Origin of the sequence: Paenibacillus apii, from assembly GCF_011043685.1 — a bacterium.
Classification (GTDB): Bacteria; Bacillota; Bacilli; order Paenibacillales; family Paenibacillaceae; genus Paenibacillus_AQ; species Paenibacillus_AQ sabinae.
Genome location: NZ_JAAKGU010000001.1, coordinates 945,730 through 967,328 on the forward strand (window position 1 = coordinate 945,730; position 21,599 = coordinate 967,328).

The 21,599-nt window shown below is 52.5% G+C and carries 25 protein-coding genes, 2 tRNA genes and 2 pseudogenes; 5 read left to right on the plus strand and 24 right to left on the minus strand.

Features of this window, described 5'->3' with window-relative positions; all coding sequences use genetic code 11:
- The first annotated feature begins 233 nt into the window (after positions 1-233).
- Positions 234-395 carry an aspartyl-phosphate phosphatase Spo0E family protein gene (locus G5B47_RS04785; protein WP_206107192.1) on the plus strand — a complete coding sequence of 54 codons (162 nt, stop codon included), beginning with the start codon at positions 234-236 and terminating at the stop codon, positions 393-395.
- Positions 396-716: 321 nt separating this feature from the next.
- Here G5B47_RS04785 and G5B47_RS04790 read toward each other — a convergent pair.
- The 11 genes and pseudogenes from G5B47_RS04790 to G5B47_RS04835 form a co-directional block, all read right to left on the minus strand.
- Positions 717-1,192: pseudogene (locus G5B47_RS04790) on the minus strand (DUF7689 domain-containing protein).
- Complete coding sequence (locus G5B47_RS04795) at positions 1,165-1,626, minus strand: hypothetical protein (protein ID WP_165094883.1); 462 nt, start codon at positions 1,624-1,626, stop codon at positions 1,165-1,167. Before G5B47_RS04795 ends, G5B47_RS04790 begins: the two are co-directional and overlap by 28 nt.
- Positions 1,623-1,886, minus strand: a complete 264-nt coding sequence (locus G5B47_RS04800; RefSeq protein ID WP_165095489.1) for a TIGR04255 family protein — start codon at positions 1,884-1,886, stop codon at positions 1,623-1,625. Before G5B47_RS04800 ends, G5B47_RS04795 begins: the two co-directional genes overlap by 4 nt.
- Positions 1,887-2,040: 154 nt before the next feature.
- Positions 2,041-2,610, minus strand: coding sequence for a peptidoglycan recognition protein family protein (locus G5B47_RS04805; protein WP_235957074.1), 570 nt, complete (start codon positions 2,608-2,610; stop codon positions 2,041-2,043).
- Positions 2,597-2,986: a hypothetical protein gene (locus G5B47_RS04810; protein ID WP_165094886.1), complete on the minus strand. Its 390-nt coding sequence runs from the start codon at positions 2,984-2,986 to the stop codon at positions 2,597-2,599. Before G5B47_RS04810 ends, G5B47_RS04805 begins: the two co-directional genes overlap by 14 nt.
- The gene (locus tag G5B47_RS04815) at positions 2,976-3,164 is read right to left on the minus strand and encodes a hypothetical protein (protein ID WP_235957075.1); all 189 of its coding nucleotides are present in this window, start codon (positions 3,162-3,164) and stop codon (positions 2,976-2,978) included. The genes G5B47_RS04810 and G5B47_RS04815 overlap by 11 nt, the downstream gene beginning before the upstream one ends.
- A 7-nt stretch (positions 3,165-3,171) precedes the next feature.
- Positions 3,172-3,474 (minus strand): hypothetical protein, encoded by a 303-nt coding sequence (locus G5B47_RS04820; RefSeq protein ID WP_165094891.1) that lies wholly within the window; start codon positions 3,472-3,474, stop codon positions 3,172-3,174.
- A 51-nt stretch (positions 3,475-3,525) separates the two neighbouring features.
- Positions 3,526-3,657: a hypothetical protein gene (locus G5B47_RS25835; RefSeq protein ID WP_268958341.1), complete on the minus strand. Its 132-nt coding sequence runs from the start codon at positions 3,655-3,657 to the stop codon at positions 3,526-3,528.
- Between the two features lie 108 nt (positions 3,658-3,765).
- Positions 3,766-4,338, minus strand: a complete 573-nt coding sequence (locus tag G5B47_RS04825) for a hypothetical protein (protein WP_165094894.1) — start codon at positions 4,336-4,338, stop codon at positions 3,766-3,768.
- Positions 4,339-4,360: 22 nt separating this feature from the next.
- Positions 4,361-4,867 (minus strand): hypothetical protein, encoded by a 507-nt coding sequence (locus G5B47_RS04830; protein ID WP_165094896.1) that lies wholly within the window; start codon positions 4,865-4,867, stop codon positions 4,361-4,363.
- Positions 4,868-4,930: 63 nt separating this feature from the next.
- Positions 4,931-6,865, minus strand: a complete 1,935-nt coding sequence (locus G5B47_RS04835) for a phage tail spike protein (protein WP_165094898.1) — start codon at positions 6,863-6,865, stop codon at positions 4,931-4,933.
- Between the two features lie 50 nt (positions 6,866-6,915).
- On the opposite strand from G5B47_RS04835, the gene G5B47_RS04840 reads away from it, so the two are divergent.
- From G5B47_RS04840 to G5B47_RS25530, 4 genes and pseudogenes are all read left to right on the plus strand, one after another.
- A complete protein-coding gene (locus G5B47_RS04840) occupies positions 6,916-7,503 on the plus strand; it encodes a hypothetical protein (protein WP_165094901.1) in 588 nt (195 codons plus the stop codon).
- Between the two features lie 20 nt (positions 7,504-7,523).
- Positions 7,524-7,622 (plus strand): annotated as a pseudogene (locus tag G5B47_RS25520) (hypothetical protein); the annotation flags it as partial.
- 101 nt (positions 7,623-7,723) lie between these two features.
- Positions 7,724-7,831, plus strand: a complete 108-nt coding sequence (locus tag G5B47_RS25995) for a tyrosine-type recombinase/integrase (protein ID WP_328804464.1) — start codon at positions 7,724-7,726, stop codon at positions 7,829-7,831.
- 156 nt (positions 7,832-7,987) lie between these two features.
- Positions 7,988-8,683, plus strand: a complete 696-nt coding sequence (locus tag G5B47_RS25530) for a site-specific integrase (protein WP_235957076.1) — start codon at positions 7,988-7,990, stop codon at positions 8,681-8,683.
- Positions 8,684-8,801: 118 nt separating this feature from the next.
- On the opposite strand, the gene G5B47_RS04850 is transcribed toward G5B47_RS25530, so the two are convergent.
- The 13 genes from G5B47_RS04850 to lspA all read right to left on the minus strand — a co-directional run bounded on the left by G5B47_RS04850 (position 8,802) and on the right by lspA (position 21,592).
- Positions 8,802-8,875: transfer RNA gene (locus G5B47_RS04850), tRNA-Ile, on the minus strand.
- A gap of 54 nt (positions 8,876-8,929) precedes the next feature.
- Positions 8,930-9,006, minus strand: a tRNA-Met gene (locus tag G5B47_RS04855).
- 81 nt (positions 9,007-9,087) lie between these two features.
- A complete protein-coding gene (locus G5B47_RS04860; RefSeq protein ID WP_165094904.1) occupies positions 9,088-9,252 on the minus strand; it encodes a hypothetical protein in 165 nt (54 codons plus the stop codon).
- A 177-nt stretch (positions 9,253-9,429) separates the two neighbouring features.
- Positions 9,430-10,071, minus strand: a complete 642-nt coding sequence (gene pyrE, locus G5B47_RS04865; protein WP_165094907.1) for an orotate phosphoribosyltransferase — start codon at positions 10,069-10,071, stop codon at positions 9,430-9,432.
- Positions 10,068-10,784: an orotidine-5'-phosphate decarboxylase gene (gene pyrF / locus G5B47_RS04870; protein ID WP_165095492.1), complete on the minus strand. Its 717-nt coding sequence runs from the start codon at positions 10,782-10,784 to the stop codon at positions 10,068-10,070. Before pyrF ends, pyrE begins: the two co-directional genes overlap by 4 nt.
- Positions 10,785-10,972: 188 nt before the next feature.
- Positions 10,973-14,194, minus strand: coding sequence for a carbamoyl-phosphate synthase large subunit (gene carB, locus G5B47_RS04875; RefSeq protein WP_165094909.1), 3,222 nt, complete (start codon positions 14,192-14,194; stop codon positions 10,973-10,975).
- A 4-nt stretch (positions 14,195-14,198) separates the two neighbouring features.
- Positions 14,199-15,377, minus strand: a complete 1,179-nt coding sequence (gene carA, locus G5B47_RS04880; RefSeq protein WP_165094912.1) for a glutamine-hydrolyzing carbamoyl-phosphate synthase small subunit — start codon at positions 15,375-15,377, stop codon at positions 14,199-14,201.
- A gap of 83 nt (positions 15,378-15,460) precedes the next feature.
- Positions 15,461-16,774 (minus strand): dihydroorotase, encoded by a 1,314-nt coding sequence (locus G5B47_RS04885; protein ID WP_165094915.1) that lies wholly within the window; start codon positions 16,772-16,774, stop codon positions 15,461-15,463.
- A 103-nt stretch (positions 16,775-16,877) separates the two neighbouring features.
- Positions 16,878-17,786, minus strand: a complete 909-nt coding sequence (locus tag G5B47_RS04890; RefSeq protein ID WP_165094918.1) for an aspartate carbamoyltransferase catalytic subunit — start codon at positions 17,784-17,786, stop codon at positions 16,878-16,880.
- A 1-nt stretch (position 17,787) separates the two neighbouring features.
- Positions 17,788-18,369, minus strand: coding sequence for a bifunctional pyr operon transcriptional regulator/uracil phosphoribosyltransferase PyrR (pyrR, locus tag G5B47_RS04895; protein ID WP_165094920.1), 582 nt, complete (start codon positions 18,367-18,369; stop codon positions 17,788-17,790).
- A gap of 362 nt (positions 18,370-18,731) precedes the next feature.
- Positions 18,732-19,985: an LL-diaminopimelate aminotransferase gene (locus G5B47_RS04900; RefSeq protein WP_165094923.1), complete on the minus strand. Its 1,254-nt coding sequence runs from the start codon at positions 19,983-19,985 to the stop codon at positions 18,732-18,734.
- 132 nt (positions 19,986-20,117) lie between these two features.
- Positions 20,118-21,080 (minus strand): RluA family pseudouridine synthase, encoded by a 963-nt coding sequence (locus G5B47_RS04905; protein WP_165094925.1) that lies wholly within the window; start codon positions 21,078-21,080, stop codon positions 20,118-20,120.
- 2 nt (positions 21,081-21,082) lie between these two features.
- Positions 21,083-21,592: a signal peptidase II gene (lspA, locus tag G5B47_RS04910; RefSeq protein WP_165094928.1), complete on the minus strand. Its 510-nt coding sequence runs from the start codon at positions 21,590-21,592 to the stop codon at positions 21,083-21,085.
- Positions 21,593-21,599 lie beyond the last annotated feature (7 nt).

The window sequence follows — 21,599 nt, forward strand, 5'->3', positions numbered from 1 at the left end:
TCTTGAATCTTTACGCTCACTGGCGTCAATTCGTAGATTACTCCATAATTTGGAGGAAATCAACAATAAATGACGAATCAGTAAAAGAGCAAATTTGCGACTATTCCTAAAGCAAAAATGAGATCCGGATCGATTATACCTTCATGCCGAATAGCCTCGGATATCCTTGTCACGATCCGTAGTGCACGACGGACGGATGACATATATATACGGATAATAGGGAGCTGTTCGTCTTGGAAGAAATCATTCTAAGAATCGAAGAACTCCGGTTGGAATTGAACCGATTGGCAAATTGTAAATTACTCTCCGATCCGGAGCTTATTCATGTGAGCCAACTTCTTGATGATGTGCTTAATCAGTATCACAGAATGATTCAGCGTAGAACGACAGAATAGCAAAAAAGGGACCTGCAGGCTGTACGCCGCAGGTCCCCATTTTTTAGATTGGCACTCGAAATTCAAACTCGCTCAGGAGATAATAAGCATCCGAGATCTTGACGCTCTCGGGTGTCCAGCGTTGGATAGGGCCACCATAATCGACTATGCAGTCAGCCAGATCGCCGCGAGTTTCGAAGACGGCGACCCGCGATTGAGCTAGAGCTGCGGTCAAGAGGTCGGCGTCGGTGGTAAGGATTTTAAAGGTAGTTGGCATGGATGGCTCCTTTATTTGCCAAAAGACACCTCGTTTAAGTACGAAGTGTCAGTAGTTTGATGAGTTTATGATAGCCTCAAGCGCTTCATGATCTGTCCTACTCGGCCATATTCAGAATCTTTCAAGCCATCAAGAGTATGTGTTATATCATTAGAATTGCCACACTTACTCGTCCACGCTCCTGATGCTAATTGACTCGCCGCATGTGTGGGATTGCCCCAATTATCAATATATATTGCGATTTTCTCAAAACACTTTCCAACTTGTCGTCATCACAGGTCTTATATCCTAAAGTCCCATAGGCAGCGATAAACGCATCTAGAGTAACTTCTCTAGGCACTTCATCAGGCCAATAAGCTAATCCTGCTTTATCAGGCCACCACCATCGATCATTTTCACTTGCTGCCCATGCTATACAATTGTATTCTGGAGTTCTTGGGCTCGTTAAAGACCATGGAGTATACCGTAAGTTTGGAAAATGGTTTTCTAATTCCATTATTTCAATAAGCAAATTCACAGTACCCGTCTCTCCCTGCCCCATTCTAGCCAAGACTCGGCCATCTTTTTGACTCTTCCGACATCCGTTTTTTTCACTGGGTCTTCCCCAGTAATAATTTTCAAAGCGTAAAACCAATGTCCTGGATTTTTTTCTAATTCCCTTAAAATTAAAGGCACTGCTTTAAATCCCATTGATATAATGTTTTGGTATGCTTTGTGATTTATGATGTCATCAATAGATGAACAAAATTCAATATCCTTCAGCCATTCATTTTTCAAATCTAGAAATTTCAACTGAACCGAGTTTTGTTGTAGTGAAAAAATCTGTTTTTGAATTTCATTCGCCTTACTCAGAACAACTAAAAGATCTTCTCCTACTCCAATCGGCGTGTCTCGTTTGCTACTCAAGGATGCAATATAAGACGGGTAGTTTACTTCAGGAAAACAAACAACAGAATTCATCACAGCTGTGCTCATCTGAACAACTCCCTTCCTTTATCTGTAATACTATTAAAGAAGATTTGGTTCTTATAATCATGCATCTCATCAAATAACAACCAAAAATCTTCCTTAGCGCTAAACACGACTTCTTTAATAACATTAATATCAAAAAGCAATGGTAAAATATGCTCAGTCCTTCTTGAGTTATCAATTGTTTCTGTAATAATTGCCATACATTTTCCGTCAGTACTCGGTATAACTAATTGCGTAAAAAAGTCAGAAAGACCCTGAGGAATTCCTGGAGCACGAGATTGTCGGCGAGGTTATGGAAATGCGTCATGCTGGTCTGATCTCCGACCTTCTGTGCCGCGAACCACGCCGGGGATACGTAATTGTCGATGATCGTCTGTGCAGTCCCGGCAGAAAGAGGAACGGCCACGGGCGCCTTGATTACGGCCGGCTGTCCTTGATCTCTGTGGCCACATCGTACAGCAGATCCTTCAGCGTCTTGCCGGCCATCGCTAGCGCCTGGTTACAATCGCGCTTCCTGGCCGGATCGAGCTGCTTGTGCGACGGGATATGCGTAAGAGGATTCAATCCCCATTTATCGCAGCAATAGGCCAGATACCATACGAATCGGTCATATGCGGCAGCGAAGTCGATCTCACCCCCGTAGCACAAATCTACGCCCAGAGCGATGTCGTTGGCATCGTCGCCGAATCGGTCATTGTCGGTTGACACATTGTACAGCACATGCCAGGCTTTTTCCTCCGGATCTGCCCCGGTGCCGGTTGGAATAATCTCCAGAATCTTTTTATCATCAATGAAGACCTGGGCCGAAGCCGAGCGATCCTTAAGGGTTTGAAAGTAATCGAAGTGGTTGTCCGCCGTCGCCCCGGGGTTACCGGTATCGTGGGCAACCAAAAAGCCCGGCGTTCCCGAGGTGAGCCGGGTGCCGGGCCGTACATTGTGGCGGACGTCGATATAACGCCGTTCGATTTGATATTTATTTTTGATCATTGTCTTTACCTTCCTCCTCTATTGTCCGATCCAGCCGTCGCAGCGCCATGAACTGATCGTATTTGCCTGTGAAGGTCAGCCATGCCAGCGCGATGAGCCCCGCCGTTGTGCCAACCTGAGCCAGCGTCCATCCGTACAGCAGCCACTCGGCGAGTTCGGGCGAGCCATAACCGAAAACCACGGAGGCCCAGATCAGCAAGACGATCACCATCTTGAACGTGTAAGCGGCCAAGAAGAATAGCATCGCCAGCATGAAGATGCTGACCGTTCCCTTCCGGAATCGTTCGTGAAAATATGCTTTGTGCCGGTGGATAATGTACAGCGAGCAGCCGATGGCTACGACGTACAAAACGATAAGTAAGTAATTAATGAGCATGATGATCCCCTCGATCGTAAACAAGATATTTGGCGAATCGGTTTCTTTGAATCTCCGCTTGAATTTCTTCAGACATATTTTTATACCGGGCAATCGTTACTGTCACCCGTCCGGATGCTTGCACCAGCTCCTTTTCTCTCTTGCGGTGCTGGGGCGATTGGCGATTGATCCATTTCATCAACACGTTATCCTCCCCTGTCCTCGTCATTTCCGCCGCTGACCCCGCCATGGTCTATCTTTAGGCGCTGCAGGACCTCAAGCGTCGGTGCCATAAAGTCAGCCCGCTCTTTATCCAGGATGGCCTGCAGCCGATCCCGGTCCTCCTCCGAGCGGTCCAGCAATTCCCGCGGCACCAGGTCACCCTTGACGATCGCGCGCAGCAGGAAAATCAGAATAATAAGCAAAATCAGCGCTACTACATAAGCCAGGCCGTACTGGTCCGCCAGAGGCAGCAATTTCTCCAGATTAGTGATGTCGTTACTATCCATTCCCCCGCTCCCTTCTCTCTATTTATCTGGTTCGCTTGTTTCTTCCTTGGCTTAAGATTCGGCAGCCATCTTGCGGGCTTTTTCCATTGCAGCCAGGGCTTCACCGACCTTCAAATCAACTTGCTTCAGCAACTCGTATTGCTGGCCGGCATGGACATTGGTGATGAGCGATATGATATCCACGATCTCTTCCACCGGACGAGAAAGGTCAATTGATACGTCGAGCTTGGTTACTTTGGCCAGGGGGACCACCTCCTTTCAGGAAAATAAAATGAGCCCTCAAATGAGGACTCAATACTCGTCACCAAAATTGCTTGTATCACCGCCTGCGTTCATATACGCCCTGAACACATTCAACATTGCCTGTTTCTGCCGCTTACTCAATACGATGTCTGTACTGTACAAATCAGTGCCGGTACATCGCACAATTGTTTTCTCAGCGTTAGCCATTGCTTTTATCATCTTTAGTTCATCACGACCAACAATATCATTGTAGTTTTCCCATACAGTTGAATATGAGCTTCTACTCGTAATGTAATCATTAATATTGTTAATATCAAAAAGTTGGTCATCAGCCCGTATGGTGAGCCAGTTTATATCAATCTGCGTTCGTCCTACATAATTAACTTCAAATTGTAAATCTGAGACAATCCCATTTTCCTTTCTAAAGTAAATGTAAAAGTCACTCTTTCCTCGATTTTCAATAGTCGTTTGTGCATAGTAAAACGAGGTATTGTAAACTTCATCCCGTTCTTCGATTAAACCAGACAGAGCTTTTTCCACTTCCTCTGGTGATTTCGTTGGTTGAGGCGGGCCTGCATTATTCTCGGCGCAGGCCGATAGGGTCATAACGACGAGCAGCAATAAGATGAACTTCTTTAGCATGTTATTTTTGGAGTCCAGCAAGTTGCGCCTTCAGCACAGCCAACTCCTTTTCCTTTTCAGTAATGACCTGCTGCTTCGCTTTGATCATTTCATTAATTTTAGCTAATCCATCTGCCTTCTGCTGTTCAGACGGAAGCTTATTAACCGATTCAATAGAATCCTCCAGCCCTTTTATTGCTCCCTTAGCGCTTTTGATTTCACTTTCGAGAGAACTGATTCGGAACTCCAGTTGATATTGCTGGGCCGTTTTTTTAGTTGTAGAACTACTTCCCATAATGATCTTTTTCCCCTCTACTTGGAGAGTTACTCCCACAGCTTCTGACACTGACCGAACAGGAGCATATGCCGATCCATTAATAATTGCCGCATCCGCGATTTTCTTCCCATCTTGCTTGATCGTGTAAACGCCTGATACTTTAGCCCCCACCAATGAAGTGCCTGCCGCAAAACCGATTGAGCTTCCCAACAGTAATACAAACACTACTAGACCAATAATCCTCTTCTTCATATAAACCTCCAAAATATAATGATTTACTAATTATATCCAGAAGGTGGTTTTTTGAATAGCTCATTATGCGCTGTTTTCCAATGCCTCAACGCGTCCGGACAGTAGAAGCAGGGAAGTGTCCACATTGCTTATATAAGAGTACAAAGCGTCCAGTTCTGAAGAAGTAGCAATCCTGTTACCGGGATTTTTGGTACCTACATAACTATCACCGTATAACATAATATTCATTGCATTTAGTGAAAGGTACAGACCACTGTCAATGCGTATATCGTTTGCGCCACGCATCTTCAGCTCCTTTGATAAAGCATCGAACGAAATATACGCCTCATAAAATCTGGGATCTACAAATTCAATCCGCCTGTTGTTCACTGCTCCAGCCAAACCCAGAAAAAGATTATTACCGATGCGCGCATCCTGAGTCACATTTATGTCCGTATCCGATGTTATGTCTCCGCCGATGATGTGGCCAGCGCGGAAAGTGGAGTCGGCAACTTCGCTCTCTTCAATTTTTCCCGTCAAAGTGATGTTCTTAGCAATTACCTCACCAGCCATGTTCACCCTGAAAGGAGCGTTTGCCCAATCTGCGTGCCCTGCGCTGATGCCGTTCGTATTCGTGATGTTATTCCCGATGCCGATTTCCATGGATACGAAGCTGCCTAAGACCCCGGCAATGACTTCGGCCGAAATCCCTCGACCGGTCATAGCCGTTCGTGCCGTTGCCCCACCGTCCTCCGTGATGATGATGCCATGTGAGGTCATAATCATCTGGACATCAGGATCATCGACTTCCTGAAGCACTATCCCCCGGCTGTCATAAATAACCTCGCTCTTTGAAGCGTTGATGTCGATGACGGCCTGTTTTGCAAATTCCTCAAAGGCCGATGCCCGAACCCTGCCGCCGGAAAGCAGATCATTAAGTATCTGCTTGCTACGCTCGAGGTCTGCAAGCACCTGCGTATCATCCCGCATAATGTAGTTGGCGAGCGTCGCCTGTGAATGTTTGTCCCGGGCGAAAGGATACTCTGTCAGCTCCATGACGCGGCAGCTAACCATGTTCATCACCATGTCCGGGTCGTAGGCGTAGACTGTGTCCCCGAGCCCGGCCGGATCCTCTTGATCATCAATCTTATGGATGTCCGCCGCGTTGACGCCGATTTCGAATTCCGGAATCTCCTTCTTACGGAGAGCTTCCCGGGTCGCCTTCAGCAGTTCGACCGGGTCCTCGATGTCCTGATCGACCAGCTCGCCATCGTAAAAGATGTTGACGTCATTGGTCCAATACTGTGCGTAGGGTGATATTGGGTAGTTGACCATGATCTTCCCGTCTTGAATGGCACCGGGTACTGACTGCAGCAGGCTGAGCTCTTCGGCCGTTAGGTTGTCGGTCGAAAGGCCGATGAATGTCCGGCCGTCCTTCATTTGCGCGAACATCCGCGTGACCAGGCTCGAAGAGTCGTCCTTGAAGCTGTCGCTGATGATATTCTTTCCGAGCCTGTACTGGAATCCCTTGTCAGACCCGATCCGCTTGTACAGATGAATGACCGTGTTGTCCGGCTCGATCTCGCAGCCGTAGAGGTTAAATGTATCCTGCAATGCGGCCAGCGCCGTTGTGCGGCCCCAGTCCTTCACGTCCATTAGGTCGAACGTATCATGGGTGACAAAAGTATACACGCCACCAGTCGCCGCGCTGATCTTGTCCAGCAGCACGCTGATGTGGACTCCGTAAGCCTCGTCGATGTACTGGTCGTAGGGGATTTTAAAGTCGATCATCTTGAACATGATGTGCGTACAGATGATCTGCGCAGTCAGTATCTTGTTGCTACGGTCACGTGCCCGGCTCTGAATGACATAGAATTGGCCACGCTCGTCTTGAACGTGGCCTTTGGGTATGATCTTTTCCCGGTAGTCGTCCGAAGTCATTGGGACCATGAAGGAAATTTCGTAGTCGCTGTTCAGCCGGCGGCGGCGCTGGACGTCGGTGGATACGACCAGCAACATTCTTCCATGAACTTGCTCATGTACTACGCCACTCCGGCGATCAGCGGCGCATGCCAGAGCTTTTCCGCCAGATGCAGGAGGCTGATGCTGACCGTTTCTCCCTATACGCAGGCATCCCATTCTTTATGCTCGAATCAATTCCCCTGCCGGCGGCAGAGGAAGAAGCAGCTGGACAACTCGCGGCAATCTTCCAGGTTCCGCCCGAGTTCGCCCTGCAACGACTACGGCAAATTCAGGAGCGGATCGCCGGCGCGGAGTTTCTGGCCGCTGCCTTTACATATCCAGCTGCGACACAGGAAGCACACCTCCCCATCACGGCCAACTCCGAACCGGTCATTCGGGGGATTTATGGGCTCGAAGATCTCTCCCGGCCGCATACGCTTGTTATCACGCAGCGCGGAGGATTCGACTGGGAAAGCCCGCTGCTCATCGATGTAGACGGCTACTTCAAGAGTGTCGACTCGCAGCCGCATTCGTATCGTGACGGGGCGGTGGTGCGCTCTGGTGACTTAAAAATCCCCCGGAACCGTGCCGGATACGTAACGATCGATATGGGCCGGGTGGCCTCCCGACACGGACAGACGGCGAATAGGCTGTTTCTTCCAATGGAAGCTGTCGATGACGCTATAAATTTCTAATTATAAAGGAGTAGTTAAATATGAAGGGACATGTATACCCGAGAGGGAAAACATATTCGTACGCTTTTGATCTTCCTTCCGACCCACTTACCGGAAAAAGAAATCAAGTCTTCAAGGGGGGATTCAAGACAGAGAAAGAGGCATGGACAGCCTGCCGAAAGGCGATGGCTGATGCAGAAAGAGGAGCAAACCTGAAAGCTACTAAAATGACCTTGGCACAATATCTTCAAGAGTATTTGAAACCCATGCAAAGCCTAACTTTAAACCGACATCCTATGACACAGAAAAGACAATCATTGAAGCCCAGATCATTCCGGCTCTGGGATAGGTGAAGCTCGAGGCGCTGACACCACGAGCCATTAAAACCTTTTACGCGGAGTTGCGGAAGTCATACTCAAAGGACTACGTGAAAAACATTCACGGCGTGCTGAAGCGAGCACTACGGCTTGCCTATACAGAATCAGGATTGTTGGGAGAGGATATCATGAGTAAAGTGTCCATGCGGAGCAAGGTCAATGCGAACGAGCAGAAGGAAATGCAGTTTTGGACAATCGAAGAATTCACACGCTTCCTGGAATCCTCAAGGGAGCATGTACATTATATTGTATTTTCTCTCGCCGTTTACACGGGAATGCGTCGTGGCGAAGTGCTTGGGCTTCGTTGGCAGGACATCGACTTCGAGCATAGAGAGCTTCGAGTCATTCAGACGGCGAACTGGACCCGCAATGGCCTAGTCATACAGCGTCCCAAAACGAACGACTCCATCCGTCGAGTGAAGCTTTTCCAGAGAATTATAGACGATCTTCAGGCGAGGTACGAGCAGGTACAAGCATACAAAGCAGAATACGGTGATGCATACGAGGATAATGATCTTGTATGCTGTTATCCAAGCGGAGGATATATCAAGCCCAAGCGAATCACTGAGGGAATGGAAGTCCTCGTCCGGAAGGCCGGTGTGAAGAAGATCCGGTTCCATGATCTGCGGCACACCCATGCTTCCTTTCTCCTCCGAATCGGGATCAATCCGAAAGTAGCAGCAGAACGTCTCAGGATGACGCCGGCCATGTTTAATGAACGTTACTCTCATCTCCTGCCAACCATGCAAGAGGAAGCCGTTGACAAGATCGAACAGGAACTCAACAAACACGCCGAAAAATCACTTGAACCTGTGGATAAATAAGTTTCGTTGACAAATCCGTTGACAAGCCACATTTACCGCTATATTTCATTGTCTACGGCTTATCGTTTTAAATCCGAGACAAGCAAAAAACCCTTGCTGCGCAAGGGTTTTAGTGTAGTGGGCCCTGAGGGACTCGAACCCCCGACCAATCGGTTATGAGCCGACCGCTCTAACCAACTGAGCTAAGGGCCCTGATCAAAATATCCGTATGCAATAAGTACTGTTTGAACTTGCACGTAAAATAATTGGTTGCGGGGGCAGGATTTGAACCTGCGGCCTTCGGGTTATGAGCCCGACGAGCTACCGGGCTGCTCCACCCCGCGTCAGTAATCATATTCAAACAGCGACAATAAATACTATACATCACAACATGGTGTTAAGTCAAGGAAAAGATGTTGCCATTTTTAAGGAAGAAACCGAACACCGTATTTTCCTTTGCGCGAACGGTAAATTTCCACCAGCTGCAGATCATGATAGCCATAAATCCAGCCATCCTGTTCGAGTCGCTTGGCCAAACAACCCGCCTGAAATCTTGTTCTGAACAGCTTGGCGAAATAAATCCAATTCATGATGCGCTCTTCCCCTTTCATGGTAGTTGTTCAAGTCCTCAACGATTGTTAGCTTGCCCATTTTTATAAAAAACTTACGGGACCCGCGTAAGCGTCACCTGAAATCCCGCAAGCCCTATTAAAAACCGCCCATTTCAGGGCGGTTTCCAATTTAATGCGCTTCAGGCTTCAAAATGATTACTTGCCGAATGAGGATGGATCGCGTCTCCACGATTGCAACAGCTCGACGTCTTCGGCCGCGATTTTGCCTTGACCGAGCGCGACGTCGATCAGGGTGCTGTAATTGGACAGGCTTTGCAGCGGAATGCCCGCTTCACTGAACGCATTGGTCGCACGATCCAGCTCATAGCTGAAAATCGCCAGTACCGCAAGCGGTTCGCCTCCCGCTTCTTGAACCGCCTGAGCGGCTTTCAGCGAGCTGCCTCCTGTAGAGATCAGGTCTTCGATCACGATGACCTTTTGACCAGGGGAGATAATGCCTTCGATCTGGTTCTGCTTGCCGTGTCCTTTGGCTTTGTCGCGGATGTAGGCCATCGGCAGATTCAGCTTGTCCGCCACCCAGGCGGCATGCGGGATGCCAGCGGTTGCGGTTCCGGCAATAACCTCTGTGCCGGGGTATTCGGCAGCGATCAATTCGGCGAAAGCGTCGGCGATATAGCTGCGGATTTCCGGGTACGAAAGGGTAAGCCGGTTATCGCAGTAGATTGGGGACTTGATGCCGGATGTCCATGTAAAAGGCTCCTGCGGACGCAGGGCGACCGCCTCGATCTTCAATAAGTAAGAGGCAATTTGTTCACTTCTGTTCAGCAATGGACTCACGCTTTGATCATCTCCTCAATAATTTGCTCTGCTGCCTGACGCGGGTCTGGAGCGGCCGTAATAGGCCGTCCAATAACCAGGAAGTGACTTCCCTGACGGATCGCCTGGCCCGGCGTCATGACGCGGCTCTGGTCGTCCAGCGAAGATCCGGATGGCCGGATGCCAGGGGTGACGGTGCGGAATGCGGGACCGCAGGCGGCCGATATGGCTGCGGCTTCCTGTGGCGACGCCACAACACCGTCCAAGCCGGCGGCTGAGGCAAGCTTCGCGTACCGCACGACCGTGTCCGGCACTCCGCCGGGAATACCGATTTCATTGTTCATGACCGCCTGGCTGGTGCTGGTAAGCTGGGTCACCGCAATAACCAGAGGACGGGCAAGCGCAGGGTTCTTGCGCAGGGCCGCTTCAATGCCCTCTACTGCGGCCGCCATCATGGCCGAGCCACCGGATGCATGGACGTTGAACATATCGACGCCAAGGGCGGTCACGCTCTCGGCTCCCCCTTTTACCGTGTTCGGGATATCATGCATCTTCACGTCAAGAAATACGGAATAGCCCAGAGCCTTCAGCTCTCTGACAAAATCCGGACCGGCGGCGTAGAACAGCTGCATGCCGACCTTCATGTAGCACGGGATGCCTTTCAGCTTGCCGATCAGCTCTTTCGCCTGCCCGGCATCCGGGTAATCAAGCGGGATCATCAGCCGATTGGCCATGCTCACCCATTGCGTGTTCTGTGTGACGGAATTCTCCTGCGCCGCAGCTTCCTGCAGTGGCTGCCTTTCTCCGGTCATAACAACACTCCTTCGCTGTAAGCTTCAAAGGCCCGGGCACAGCGGAACGGTCTGCGAGATGACGCAAACCGTTCCTGAAGTTCCCTATGCCTTGCCTTGCGCAATTTATCTTATTGTCCTACAAAAGCCGGCATCGACTGCGAGGAGAAGTTGATCGTCTCCAGCATGCGCAGCAGCGCCGTTACGGTATCAAGCGACGTCATGCAGACGATGCCGTTCTCGACCGCTTCGCGGCGAATAAGGAAGCCGTCGCGCTCCGGCGTCTTGCCCTTCGTGAGCGTGTTGAACACGAAGTTCGCCTGGCCGCTGCGGATAATGTCGATAATGGTAGGCTCGCCTTCGCCGAGCTTGTTGACGTTCATGACGTTAAGGCCCGCATTTTCCAGCGCCGAAGCGGTGCCGCCCGTAGCAATGATCTTATATCCCAGACGGTGGAAGCCTTTCATCAGCTCGATCGCTTCCGCTTTATCCTTGTCGGCCACGGTTACGATAATCGAGCCGGTGGTCGGGATTTTCATGCCTGCGCCGATCAGACCTTTATACAGAGCCTTGGCATACAATCTGTCGCGGCCCATAACTTCTCCGGTCGATTTCATTTCCGGACCCAGCGTCGGCTCTACTCTGCGCAGCTTGGCGAACGAGAAGACCGGCACTTTGACGGAGACGAAGTCGCTCTCCGGCCACAGGCCTTCGCTGTACCCTTCGTCCTTCAGCTTGCCGCCGAGAATAACCTTCGTGGCCAGAAGCGCCATCGGAATGCCCGTCACCTTGCTCAGGAACGGCACGGTACGCGACGAGCGCGGATTCACTTCGATGACGTAAACTTCGCCGCGGTAGATGACAAACTGAATGTTGACCAGTCCGACTGTCTTCAATTCCTTGGCGATCTTGATCGTGATATCGGCGATTTTCTGTTTCAGGCTGTCTTCCAGATGCTGCGGCGGATATACCGCGATCGAGTCGCCGGAGTGAACGCCCGCGCGTTCCACGTGCTCCATGATCCCTGGAATAACTACTGTTTCGCCGTCGCAGATAGCGTCGACTTCAACCTCTTTGCCCAGCATGTAGCGGTCGATCAGGACCGGATGATCCGGGTTGACCTTAACCGCCTCTTTCATATAAGTCAGCAGTTCGTTATCGGAATAGACAATCTCCATCGCCCGTCCGCCAAGCACGTAGGAAGGACGCACCAGAACCGGATAGCCGAGCGACTGGGCCGTACCTACCGCTTCTTCCACCGTCGTTACGGTGCTGCCCTGCGGCTGCGCGATATCCAGGCGTGACAGCAATGCTTCGAACCGCTTGCGATCTTCCGCTTCGTCGATGCTTTCAAGGCTTGTGCCAAGAATGTTGACGCCTGCCGCGCTAAGCGGAGCAGCCAGGTTGATGGCCGTCTGTCCGCCGAACTGCACGATAACGCCGATCGGCTTCTCCTGCTCGATGACATTCATGACATCCTCGAAGAACAGCGGTTCGAAATAGAGCCGGTCAGAGGTGTTGAAGTCGGTGGATACCGTCTCCGGGTTATTATTGATAATGACTGCTTCGTATCCGGCCTTCTGGATTGCCCAGACGGCATGAACCGTCGAGTAGTCGAACTCGATGCCCTGGCCGATACGGATCGGGCCGGAGCCAAGCACAACCACTTTTTGCTTATCGGATGGAAGCACTTCGTTCTCGGTTTCGTAAGTCGAGTAATAGTAAGGCGTAGTCGCCTCGAATTCGGCCGCGCAGGTGTCAACCATTTTGTAGACTGGTTTCAGTCCCTGCTCCAGACGCATCGTACGAACATCGGCTTCCTTCGTCAGTTTACCGCCAGGCTGGCCTTCAGCCCGCAGTTCGGCAATGGCGCGGTCGGTAAAGCCAAGACGCTTCGCCTGGTACAGCGTTTCCGGCGTCAGACTCTCTTCTTCGCGGATGCGGTCCTCGAAGCCGATCAAGCCTTCAATCTTATCCAGGAACCACCAGTCAACCTGGGTGAGATCCTGGATTTCCTGAAGCTGATATCCGCGGCGGAACGCCTCGGCAATCAGGAAGATGCGCTCGTCGTCCGGTTTCGCCAGACGGGTCTTCAGCACTTCATCCTCAATCAGTTCGGCTCCAGGCAGCTTGAACCGGTGAACACCGATCTCCAGCGAACGGATCGCTTTGTGAATCGACTCTTCGAAGGTGCGGCCGATGGCCATAACTTCGCCAGTCGCCTTCATCTGGGTACCCAGCTTGCGGTTCGCGTAGATGAACTTGTCGAACGGCCAGCGCGGAATTTTGCTGACGATATAATCGAGTGTCGGCTCGAAGCAGGCATAAGTCTGCCCTGTAACCGGGTTGATAATCTCATCAAGCGTGTAGCCGAGGGCGATTTTAGCGGCCATCTTGGCAATCGGATAGCCGGTTGCCTTCGACGCCAGCGCCGACGAACGGCTGACGCGCGGATTCACTTCAATGACATAGTATTGATAGCTCTGCGGATCGAGCGCGAACTGCACGTTGCAGCCGCCTTCGATGTTCAGCGCGCGGATAATTTTCAGCGAGGCGCTGCGGAGCATTTGGTACTCGCGGTCGGACAGCGTTTGGCTCGGTGCCACGACGATACTATCGCCGGTATGCACGCCGACCGGGTCAAAGTTCTCCATGTTGCAGACCACGATGCAGTTGTCATTCGCATCGCGCATGACTTCGTATTCGACTTCCTTCATGCCGGCGATGCTCTTCTCAATCAGGCACTGGCCGATCGGGCTGTAGCGAATGCCGGCTTTGACTGTCTCGCGAAGCTCTTCTTCATTCGCGCAAATCCCGCCGCCGGTGCCGCCCAGCGTATAAGCCGGACGTACGATCAGCGGATAGCCGATTCCCATGGCGAACGCCAGCGCTTCGTCGAGCGTCGTAACAATCGTGCTCTCCGGCACGGGCTGTTCAAGTTCGCGCATTAATTCGCGGAACAAGTCGCGGTCTTCCGCTTTCTCGATGGAGTGCAGCTGCGTGCCGAGCAGCTTGACGTTCTCCTGCTCCAGCACGCCCGCGCGCGCCAGCTCGACGGCCATGTTCAGGCCGGTCTGCCCGCCGAGCGTCGGCAGCAGTCCGTCAGGACGCTCCTGCCGGATAATGCCGGTAACGAAGTCGAGCGTAATCGGTTCAATATATACTTTATCCGCCATATTCGTATCGGTCATGATGGTGGCGGGGTTGCTGTTGATCAGAATAACCTCCACGCCTTCTTCTTTCAGCGCCTGGCAGGCCTGCGTTCCGGCGTAGTCGAATTCGGCCGCCTGGCCGATGACAATCGGCCCTGAGCCGATCACGAGTATCTTTTTAAGCTTATCGTTCTTAGGCATTCTATTAGTAGGCTCCTTTCACGGCTTCAAGCTGCTGTTTCGGGGTAGGCGCCGCGATCCGCGCGTTCGCCGCATGCTGGGCTTGACGGGAAATTGCGGGAGTATTCCGTTTGTGCTCCGCAATCATCTCCAGAAAACGGTCGAACAGGTAGCTGCTATCATGCGGGCCCGGAGCCGCTTCCGGATGGTACTGCACCGAGAAAGCGGGGTAGCGGGTATGCTTCAGCCCTTCAATCGTCTTATCGTTATTGTTGATGTGCGTCACTTCAAGCTCCGTGCCTTTTACCGAGTCTTCGTTAACGGTGTAGCCGTGGTTCTGCGAAGTGATATAGCAGCGTCCGCTCGACAGTTCCTTGACCGGATGGTTGCCGCCGCGATGTCCGAATTTAAGCTTCTCGGTGTCCGCGCCGCAGGCCAGCGCAAACAGCTGGTGTCCCAGGCAGATGCCGAAGATCGGGTATTCGCCGAGCAGCTCGGAAATAGTCTTGACGGCGTAAGGCACGTCTTTGGGGTCCCCAGGACCGTTGGACAGCTGGATGCCGTCCGGATTGATGCGGCGGATTTCGTCCGCGGTCACGTTATGGGGAACGACGATGACGTCGCAGCCGCGGTTGTTCAGCTCGCGCAGAATCCCCGTCTTGGCGCCGTAGTCCACGAGCACGATTTTTTCCTTCGTTCCCGGACTGCTGTATGCGCTGGCAGTGGAAGTGCGTGCCACCTGGTTGCGCAGCTCGTCAATCGAGGTATCGTTCATCATTTCCATCAGCTCTTCCACCGGCTTGTTGGAGGTGGTCAGGATCGCCTTCATCGTGCCATAGTGGCGGATGATGCGTGTCAGCATCCTGGTATCGATGTCGCTGATCCCGGGGATGCCGTACTCTTTCAGCAGGTCATCGACGCTGTACTCGGCCCGCCAGTTGCTCGGCACCGTCTCATGACGGCGCACAACGAAGCCGTGTACGAAAGGCCGCACGGACTCAAAGTCATCACGAGTGATGCCATAATTCCCGATCAGCGGATACGTCATCGTAACGATTTGCCCGCAGTACGAAGGATCGGACAATACCTCCTGATATCCCGTAATCCCCGTATTAAATACAACCTCTCCAGTCTTCTCGCCTTCCGCCCCAAATGCGGTGCCGGTAAACAGCGTTCCGTCCTGTAGCAGCAATCTTGCCTGCATTCCCTTCCACTCCTCTTCATTCTGTAGTTTCAAACTGTATATTTCCTGTTAACGCCGGAGTGTCCCACTCGCTTGTCAGCTTGTTAGGCCTGCAGCCCCGCTTCGTTCTTCCGGTTCTCTTCCAATTCATCACTCCATACAACCCGGCCGTCCGTAATCGTCAATACCGGCCAGCCTTTCAGCTTCCAGCCTGTAAACGGCGTGTTCCGGCCCTTGCTGGCGAAGGTTTCCGGGTCGACTTCCTTCTCCGTCTCCAGATCGATCAGCGTTACGTCCGCCGGAGCTCCCGGCTCCAGCACACCGGCGTTCAGCCTGAACACGCGGGCCGGATCGGCGGTCATTCTCTTGACCAGCAGGGCAAGATCCATCTTCCCGGCGGCGACAAACTTCGTATACATCAGCGGAAATGCCGTCTCGAATCCGACAATGCCGAAAGGTGCAGCCTGCATCCCTTTGGCTTTCTCTTCCGCGCTGTGCGGCGCGTGGTCCGTCACAATGATGTCGATCGTCCCGTCAAGCAAAGCTTCGATGCAGGCGTCCACATCGCGGCGCGAGCGCAGCGGCGGATTCATTTTCCAGTTGGCGTCAAGCCCCGGGATGTCCTCCTCCGACAGCAGCAGATGATGCGGACATACCTCGGCGGTCACACGGATGCCGATTTCCTTGGCCTGGCGGATCAGCCGCACAGACTGCTCCGTGCTGACATGGCACACATGGTAATGCACGCCCGTCGCCTCAGCCAGCAAAATATCCCGGCCGACATGGATCGCTTCCGACTCGTTCGGAATGCCCTTCAGCCCGTGCTTGCGGGCAAAGCTTCCTTCAGCCACCGGCGCGCCCACAACCAGGGAGTTGTCTTCGCAGTGCGCGATGACCGGCATATCCATGGAAGCCGCGATGCTCATCGCATCCTTCATCATTTGAGCCGTCTGCACGCCTACGCCGTCATCCGTAAAACCGATCGCTCCGGCTTCCTTCAGCGCGGCAAAATCCGTAAGCTCCTGCCCCTGCTGACTCTTCGTGATCGCGGCGTAAGGCAGCACCTTGACCAGTCCGGCCGCGCGGGCCTTGTCCTGCACCAGCTTCACCACTTCCGGGCTGTCGGTTACCGGCTTGGTGTTCGGCATGCTGGCAATCGTCGTATATCCGCCCTTGGCCGCCGAACGGCTGCCTGTCTCAATCGTCTCCTTATGTTCAAAACCCGGTTCGCGCAAATGCACGTGCATATCGATCAGCCCCGGAACCAGCAGCTTGCCGGCGGCATCAATCGTTTCCGAACCTTCGGCGATCGTCTCGTTCCCATTCAGAATCGCGGAGATCGTACCGTTCTCAATCTGGATGTGCTTGCGTTCCAAGACGCCTTCCGCATTCAAAACATTGGCATTTTTGATAATCACGTTGCTTCTCCTTCTGCCCGCGACAAGAGCATCCGGGCTCTATCGTTATTATATAATAAAAATTCATATCTGTGTATATTTATTAATTTTATTCAGCAGGGGTTTATCGGATCGCTCTTTCGATGACCGCCATCCGGATCGGAACTCCATTGGACATCTGCGGAAAAATCAGCGATTTCGCGCTTTCGACTACCGCGTCGTCAATTTCGACATTACGATTGACCGGTGCCGGATGCATAATGACTGTGTGCGAAGCCAGTTTAGCCGCCCGCTCTTCCGTCAGGCCGAACTGCCGGCGGTACTCTTCCGCCGATGACAGCATTCCCGAAGCGTGCCGCTCCAGCTGTACGCGCAGCATCATAACAACGTCCGCTTTCAGCGCTTCCTCCATCGAGACATAAGGCGCATAATCCATCAGCTCTGGGGCTTTCATATTCTCCGGCGCGCAGAACTGCACCTTGGCTCCCATCGTGGTCAGCCCCCACAGATTGGAGCGTGCTACCCGGCTGTGCATAATATCCCCGATGATGGATACGGTCAGGCCCTTGATGTCTCCGAAGGTCTTGAGCATGGTGTACAGGTCCAGCAGCGCCTGCGTCGGATGCTCATTGTTGCCGTCGCCGGCGTTAATCAGCGGAATGGATACTTTCTCGGAGAGCTGGGCCAGCAAACCTGCCGGCTTCAGCCGGATGACACCCGCATCGATGCCCATCGACTCCAGCGTGCGGACGGTATCGTAGATCGACTCGCCTTTTTCCACACTGGAAGCCGCGGCCGTGAAGTTCAGCACCTGGGCGCCGAGACGCTTCTCGGCCATTTCGAACGAGAAGCGGGTGCGCGTGCTGTTCTCGAAGAACATGTTGGAGACAAACCGCGAGGCCAGCACCGAGCTTGCCTTCTCCGTCTGCTTGTCCCAATACGCCGCTCTGTCCAGTATCGCGGAAACTTCCGCCGCGTCCAAACCTCTAAGTCCAAGCAGGCTCCGTTCCTTTACTCGGGTAGCTGTCATCATATTATTTTGCCTCCCAGTTCGATAGTATGTGCACTTCGTCCGTGCCGTCGACTTCCTTCAGCGCCACTTCAATCGATTCATGCCTTGAGGTCGGCACATTCTTGCCCACATAGTCCGGGCGTATCGGCACTTCGCGGTGGCCTCTGTCGGCCAGAACCGCAAGTTGGATCATCCGCGGCCGTCCGCAGTCCATCAGTGCGTCCATGGCCGCCCGAATCGTCCGTCCGGTGTAGAGAACATCGTCGAACAGGATAATCTTTTTATCCCGGGTACCCGAAACGCTGGGGGGAAGGATCAACGTCCCTTTTCCGTTACAATCTCCGTCGCTGGCATTCTTATTCTTCCCCGGCTCCAGATCGTCTCTGTAAAAAGTGACGTCAAGCTCTCCGCAAGGAACGTCGGCGCCTTCGATCTCTTTGATTCGCTCCGCGATCCGCCGTGCGAGATATACGCCCCGGGTGCGGATACCGATCAGCATGCAATCTTCGATGCCTTTGTTCTTCTCCAGAATCTCATGCGCTATGCGCGATAGCGCCCGGCGAATCGCCGTCTCGTCCATAATGACATTCTTCTCGATAATCATGCCAGGTTACCCTCCAGGTAATGCGCCGTATCCCCATATCTGTGGTGGAAATCAAAAACTCCTTGCCTGAAGCAGGCAAGGAGTGGAATCCGCAGATTGAAGAACGGTGACAAGCGCGCAGCAAAAGAGCTCCGTACAGACAGACGGATACCTCACTTAAAAAGCCGCGAACCTCGATTCACGTTACCTTGCCAGCCTCACGGGACTGATTTAAAGGCGCTATTCATTTATCATAAGAATTATGACAGAACGGACAGCCCATGTCAACTCCGGACCTATACAAATTTACCAGCGGATTCTACAGTAAAAAACAGCCCCCGAACCGAAAACCGGCACGGAGGCTGTTAAACGCAAAAGCTTGATTAAAATTCAAATTCCACGTCGCTGAGGCGGCGCTTGATTTCGGAAATAACGCGCAGCTCCTCTTCTTCGCCCTTGGCGATAAAGGTGACGGAGAAGCGTACGAACGCGCCGGCATCATCCCAAGGAACGGTCGAGATCAATTTTTCGCGAATCAGATATTGGGAGAAATCCTCGCCCGACTCGAAGCGGCGTCCGCCTTTGATTCCCTTTGGCGCTTCAACATACATAAAGAAGGAGCCCTTCGGTTTCGTTGCCTTGAAGCCAAGGCTGTTCAGCGCGTCCACCAGCAGGTTGTGTCGGCGGGAATATTTGGCCGCGATGGCTTCCGTAATTTCAGGATGAGCCAGGCCGTAAGCCGCCGCTTTCTGAATGGCGATGAACTGACCGGAATCGTTATTGTCCTTCACGTCGCCGAAAGCTTTGACGATCAGCGGATTGCCGGCCACAAACCCGATTCTCCAGCCCGTCATGTTGTACGATTTGGACAGGGAATGCAGCTCTACGCCAACATCCTTCGCACCGCGAACAGACAGGAAGCTCAGCGGCTTCAGGCCGTCATAGGTCAGCGCCGCATAAGGGGCGTCATGAATGACGACAACATTGTACTTCTTCGCCCAGGCTACGACTTCGGCAAAAAATTGCGGAGTTGCACTGGCTCCCGTAGGGTTGTTCGGATAGTTCAGGTAAAGAAGCTTCGCCTTGTAGGCGATGTCTTCGGGAATGGAACTCAAGTCGGGAAGGAAATTGTTCTCCTTCTTGAGCTCGACATTGTAGACCTGTCCGCCCAGATATTTCGTGTGCGTGCCAAGCACCGGATAGCCCGGAATGGTCATGATCGTAATATCCCCCGGATTGATAAAAGCGGAAGGGAGCATGGCCAGTGCCGGCTTCGAGCCGATGGAATGCAGCACCTCGGTAGCCGGGTCAATGTCGTTCACATTAAATACTTCCTTCAAATACTTGGCCGCCGCTTCCTTGAATTCGGCAATGCCGTTGTCCGCATAACCGCGGTTCTCTTCCTTAGCCGCTTCCTCGGCCAGCTTGGCGACGATGCCAGCATCCGCCATTTCGTCCGGCTCGCCGACGCCCATATCGATCAGTTCGATATCGGGAAAATCCTTCTTGGCCGCAGCCTTGGCGCGTTTGATCTTCTCAAATTTATAAATGTTGGTATCCTTGCCGTAGTTCGCTCCGCCGATGCGATCCGCGAAATTGTTCTGGATAAACGTATCCTGGTATTGTTCGATACTCATAAAGGTGTTCTCACTCCTGGCTTTTGAAATAGTAAACGGATGAACGAACGCTCAGCCTATTCATTTCCATATTGTTAAATATGACGCAACAGCCGCTGCAAAACAATGGACAAATCCGCAGTTCATTTGTACTTATCTGCTTCGCAGACGGGCCAGCAGTTCTTCCATGTCTCCCGGCAGCGGAGCCGAAAATTCCAGATATTCTCCGGTGGAAGGATGCACAAAACCGAGTACGGCCGCGTGCAGAGCCTGTCCGCCCTCCATGAAGATCCCTTTGCTTCGGCCGTATACGGGATCGCCGACGAGCGGATGGCCGATAAACTTCATATGCACCCGAATTTGGTGGGTGCGTCCGGTCTCCAGCTGCAATTGCAGCAAGGTACAATCGCCGAACCGCTCCAGCACGGTAAAATGGGTAACGGCGGTCTTGCTGTTCTTCTCCGTCACCGTATACAGCTTGCGGTCATGCGGGTCTCTGCCAATCGGAGCGTCAACGGTCCCTTGGTCATGAGCTACATTGCCCTGAACAACCGCAAGATAACGCCGGGTCACGCTGTGCGCCTTGAGCTGTGCCGCGAGCGAATTGTGGCTGGCGTCGTTCTTGGCGGCCATAATCAGGCCGGAGGTGTCCTTGTCGATCCGATGCACGATGCCGGGACGAATCTCTCCGTTGATTCCCGACAGGTCTTTGCAGTGATACATCAAAGCATTGACCAATGTACCTGAAGGGTGCCCCGCCGCCGGATGCACGACCATGCCCCGGGGCTTGTTCACGACAATCACATCCGAATCCTCGTAGGCGACATTAAGCGGAATATTTTCCGGGGTCAGCTCCGCGGCTGCGGGCTCGGGCACCGTCACCGAAATCATATCCTCCGGCGACAGCTTGTAATTCGCTTTTACCTTGCGGCCGTTTACCGTGACAAGTCCGGCTTCGATCCACTGCTGCACCTGGGAGCGTGAAATGTCTTCTTCCCAGGCCTCTGTAATATATTTATCGATACGTTCACGGGCGTATTCTTCCTGAACGGTCCAGGCGACCCCGTTATCGGGGCTCTCGCCTTCCGTCCGCTCATTAAGAGCGTCCTTATTCAATGCTACTCATTCCCTTCCTTTGCCTCGCCTGTTTCCTTCACTTCGGTCACTTCCGTCTGGCCGCCGCCCTTCATATCAAGGAGGGAATCCAGAATGATGAGCGCTACCCCGACGACAATGCAGGAATCCGCCACGTTAAAGATCGGAAACGTATAGCTGCCGAAATTAAACTGAAGAAAATCGACAACCTCGCCTGTCAACAGCCGGTCGAGAAAATTGCCGATCGCGCCGCCAAGCACAAGTGCAAGCGCCAAAGGCAGCAGCCGGCGCGTTTTTCTGACCTTATTCAGGTACCAGACGATTCCGACCACGACAACAATCGTCACAAGAATGAGAAACCAGCGCTGATTCTGCAAAATGCTGAAAGCGGCGCCGCGGTTGCGGTGAGATGTGATGAGAAAAAAATTCCCGATTACCGGAATTTGCTCGTCGAGCTGCAGACGTGAGGAGATTAAGTATTTCGTTCCCTGGTCAATCAAAAACACAATGAGCGCGATCAGATAGTACACCACTTCAGCT